Source organism: Pseudodesulfovibrio sp. JC047 (genome assembly GCF_010468615.1).
In the GTDB taxonomy this organism is placed as follows: domain Bacteria; phylum Desulfobacterota; class Desulfovibrionia; order Desulfovibrionales; family Desulfovibrionaceae; genus Pseudodesulfovibrio.
The window spans coordinates 1-3,162 of sequence record NZ_WUEH01000044.1; the positions used below are offsets into that span (position 1 = coordinate 1).

At 50.3% G+C, this 3,162-nt stretch carries 7 protein-coding genes; all 7 read left to right on the top strand.

Annotated features, from left to right (window positions below):
• On the top strand, positions 1 to 765 hold a 765-nt coding region (locus GO013_RS16550), incomplete at its 5' end, for an AAA family ATPase (protein WP_163813116.1).
• Positions 766 to 775: 10 nt separating this feature from the next.
• Positions 776 to 1,030 carry a hypothetical protein gene (locus GO013_RS16555; protein WP_163813118.1) on the top strand — a complete coding sequence of 85 codons (255 nt, stop codon included), beginning with the start codon at positions 776 to 778 and terminating at the stop codon, positions 1,028 to 1,030.
• On the top strand, positions 1,023 to 1,643 hold the full coding sequence (locus GO013_RS16560) for a DUF3164 family protein (protein ID WP_163813120.1): 621 nt from the start codon (positions 1,023 to 1,025) through the stop codon (positions 1,641 to 1,643). Before GO013_RS16555 ends, GO013_RS16560 begins: the two co-directional genes overlap by 8 nt.
• Positions 1,644 to 1,764: 121 nt before the next feature.
• Positions 1,765 to 1,974: a hypothetical protein gene (locus GO013_RS16565; RefSeq protein WP_163813122.1), complete on the top strand. Its 210-nt coding sequence runs from the start codon at positions 1,765 to 1,767 to the stop codon at positions 1,972 to 1,974.
• A 28-nt stretch (positions 1,975 to 2,002) separates the two neighbouring features.
• Positions 2,003 to 2,251, top strand: coding sequence for a hypothetical protein (locus GO013_RS16570; RefSeq protein ID WP_163813124.1), 249 nt, complete (start codon positions 2,003 to 2,005; stop codon positions 2,249 to 2,251).
• Between the two features lie 27 nt (positions 2,252 to 2,278).
• Positions 2,279 to 2,722, top strand: a complete 444-nt coding sequence (locus GO013_RS16575; RefSeq protein ID WP_163813125.1) for a regulatory protein GemA — start codon at positions 2,279 to 2,281, stop codon at positions 2,720 to 2,722.
• Positions 2,719 to 3,066 (top strand): Mor transcription activator family protein, encoded by a 348-nt coding sequence (locus GO013_RS16580; RefSeq protein WP_163813126.1) that lies wholly within the window; start codon positions 2,719 to 2,721, stop codon positions 3,064 to 3,066. The genes GO013_RS16575 and GO013_RS16580 overlap by 4 nt, the downstream gene beginning before the upstream one ends.
• Positions 3,067 to 3,162 lie beyond the last annotated feature (96 nt).

Below are 3,162 nucleotides of genomic sequence, written 5' to 3' on the forward strand. Positions count from 1 at the left end.
CTGTACCACACGGCGCGGCACGGCGGATTTATGGCCATCGTCGGAGAGTCCGGTTCCGGCAAGTCCACCTTGCGCCGAGACTTGATCGACCGCATTGCCCGAGAGGGAAAGTCCGTCCACATCATGGAGCCGTATGTTTTGGGTATGGAGGATAACGACAAGACAGGCAAGACGCTCAAGGCCCAGCATATCGCCGAAGCGATTATGGCAACCGTGGCCCCTACCGAGCCTATCAAGTCCAGCCCGGAGGCGAGATTCAGGCAATTGCACAATGTGCTGCGCTCCAGCCGTCGCGCCAACAATTCTCATTGCCTCATCATTGAGGAGGCACATGGGTTGCCCCTTCCGACCCTCAAGCACCTCAAACGATTTCTGGAACTAGAGGACGGCTTTAGGAAACTCATGGGTATCATTTTGTTGGGACAAACCGAACTTAAACAGAAGCTAAGCGAAAGCAATCCCGCCGTGCGTGAAGTCGTACAGCGGTGCGAAATGGTGGAGCTGGCCCCTATGAACGGCAGCTTGCCGGAATACGTTCGCTTTCGGTTCGACCGTGTGGGTGCGGACGCCTCCAAAATCATCACCGATGATGCCATTGAGGCGCTCCGCTCGAAATTAACCGGTCCCAAGTCCCGTTCCGGCGCTGGCGACTCCTTGTCTTTGGTCTATCCACTGGCCGTGGGCAACCTGATTGTCGCGGCCATGAATCTGGCAAGCGACATCGGCGCGCCGATAATCACCCCGGACATCATCCAGCAGGTCTAAGGAGGCTCTTATGGAATTGGAAATCATTGGAACAACACCCGGCAGCCGTCGACAGACTGGCAATAAGGCATGGCCCAATACGGCCAAAGGATTGATTAGCGGCAAGATCGTCGGCAAGGCAATCGAACTCAAGGCACTTATCCAGCGCGGAATGGACGTCAATTCCATCGAACACGCCAACCGGCTGTGCGACGCGCTCATATATGATGCCGAAACCGTGGATATGCTGGAAAAAGCCCCACTTGTAGGAGGGTATAATGAATAGTCTCAAAAACGACGTACCCAAAGGGTACATGAAAAATGCCCAAGACCACCTGGTTCCAATGGATCAGGTGAAGGATATCGACAAGGCTAGGGACGAACTGGTGTTGGAATTGGTGGGAAAATTCAAACGTCAGCAGGAAGCGTTGCGGAAACTCAAGATGGCTGCACTTGATGACATCGAAGCGTTTATCCAATTGAGCGGAGAACAGTACGGAGTGTCGGTTGGCGGCAAGAAAGGCAACGTCACTCTCCGCAGTTACGACGGCAACTATGAAATTAAGCGCCAGATTTCCGAACACCTGAGTTTTGATGAACAGCTCCAGGCCGCAAAGGAACTGATTGACGAATGCATCAAGGAATGGACCGAAGGTTCCAGGACCGAGATTCAGGCTCTCATCAACGACGCATTTCAGGTTGATAAGGAAGGCCGTATTAACACCAGCCGTATTCTGGGGTTGCGGCGGCTGAACATCAAAGACGAACGCTGGCTCAAAGCTATGGATGCCATCGGCAACAGCCTGACCATCGTAGGCAGTACAACCTATGTTCGGGCCTATGAACGAGGTGAACATGGCAAGCCTCAATCCATTGCTTTGGATATGGCCAGTGCATAATTCGCGGCAACAAAGAGGGCGGCCCATGGTGGCCGTCCCCCAATTGGCTTATCAAAAATCAAATCGGAAATCGTTTTAGAAAATGCATTGAATCAGCAGAAATATGACCAAAGGAGAAACCATGGTGATGTATCTCAACCCAAAAGCAATGGTTGGCGATCCCAATGCAATACGTAACGCGGCCCAAATAGTCGCTGAGAAAAAGGACGCTCAAATAAAGGCCCTGACCGAGGCTATACAGCGCACAATCAATATATACGAGGACGAGGCCCCAATAATGGCGACAGACCTCAAGGCTGTATTGGCTGATGTGCATGGCGATGACAACTAATCCGCAATTTAGCGACCAAGGAGAAATCATGAACGCAATCGAAGCATATCAGGCCAGCAGCACATGCGTGTGTGGCGGCATACCTACTCTAGTTGAGGTAAACGGCAAACAGCAGATTAAGTACGCCTCTTGTGGATGCTCTGGACCACTTGCACCTCAAGCTGAAGGTGCTGTCCGTGGCTGGAATATAAACATTGAGGCTTTGACCTCTAACGTGACTGTCATTGACATCATGTCGCGGGACAACCCCAAGCTGGCTGAGTTGTTCGGCAAGTAACCACGTATCTGTAAAAGGCATACCAACATGGCAATGAAAAATAAGGGAAAGAATTGGAGAGTCTGCCTGATCAGGAAGGCCAAGACCATCCAAAATCAAGTTCTCCATATGTCGGCTGAGGATTATGAAACCATGTTGTTGGTTCGCTACTATAAAAATTCCACGGCTGATCTATCTATTAATGAATTGAAAGACCTTTGCGCGTATCTGGATTTCCTCACGGGAAAGCAGTTTAATAAAAAGCAACCACCCAAGGTTGATCCTCAGGCCCGAAAGATATGGGTGCTTTGGCAGGAACTGCACAAGATCGGCGAAGTACGCAATCCCAGCATCAAGGCACTCAACACCTTTATTCAAAATCGTTGTCATATCAACGTCGAGTCATACACTTGGCTCAATCGTTTTCAGGCCAGCGACGTGATCGAAATTCTCAAAAATTGGCAGAAAAGAGTGAGAGCGAGGTCCGCATGAAGAGTCGTGAAGTAGGTGCAGAATTGTTGGTTGATTTGGCCGACAATTTGACCATGATACTTACAGACAAACTCGGTATTGATCCTAACAAGGCAAAAAGGGCGGCCCAAGACGCGGCCGCCCATATTGCAGACAATTGGGGTGGACAGTCCGTTTATATTCCTATGGATTTAGTAACCCGTATGAATACACGCAACTCCGATATTTATTCCGAATTTTCTGGCGACAATATTTCTGAGCTAGTCCGCAAATTCGGGTTGTCCCGCCAAGCCATCTATCGCATTATCCGCGTCGAACGACAAAGGCGGTTACCGAGGCAAGGGTCGCTGTTTCAAAATATGTAACAGTGTTTCACAATAGCGGTCCCGGATAATCCCAGGCAGTCCCGGATAGTCCCGAATTATCCTGCACTATCCCCTAAGTTATCCCGTGTCCCTTCA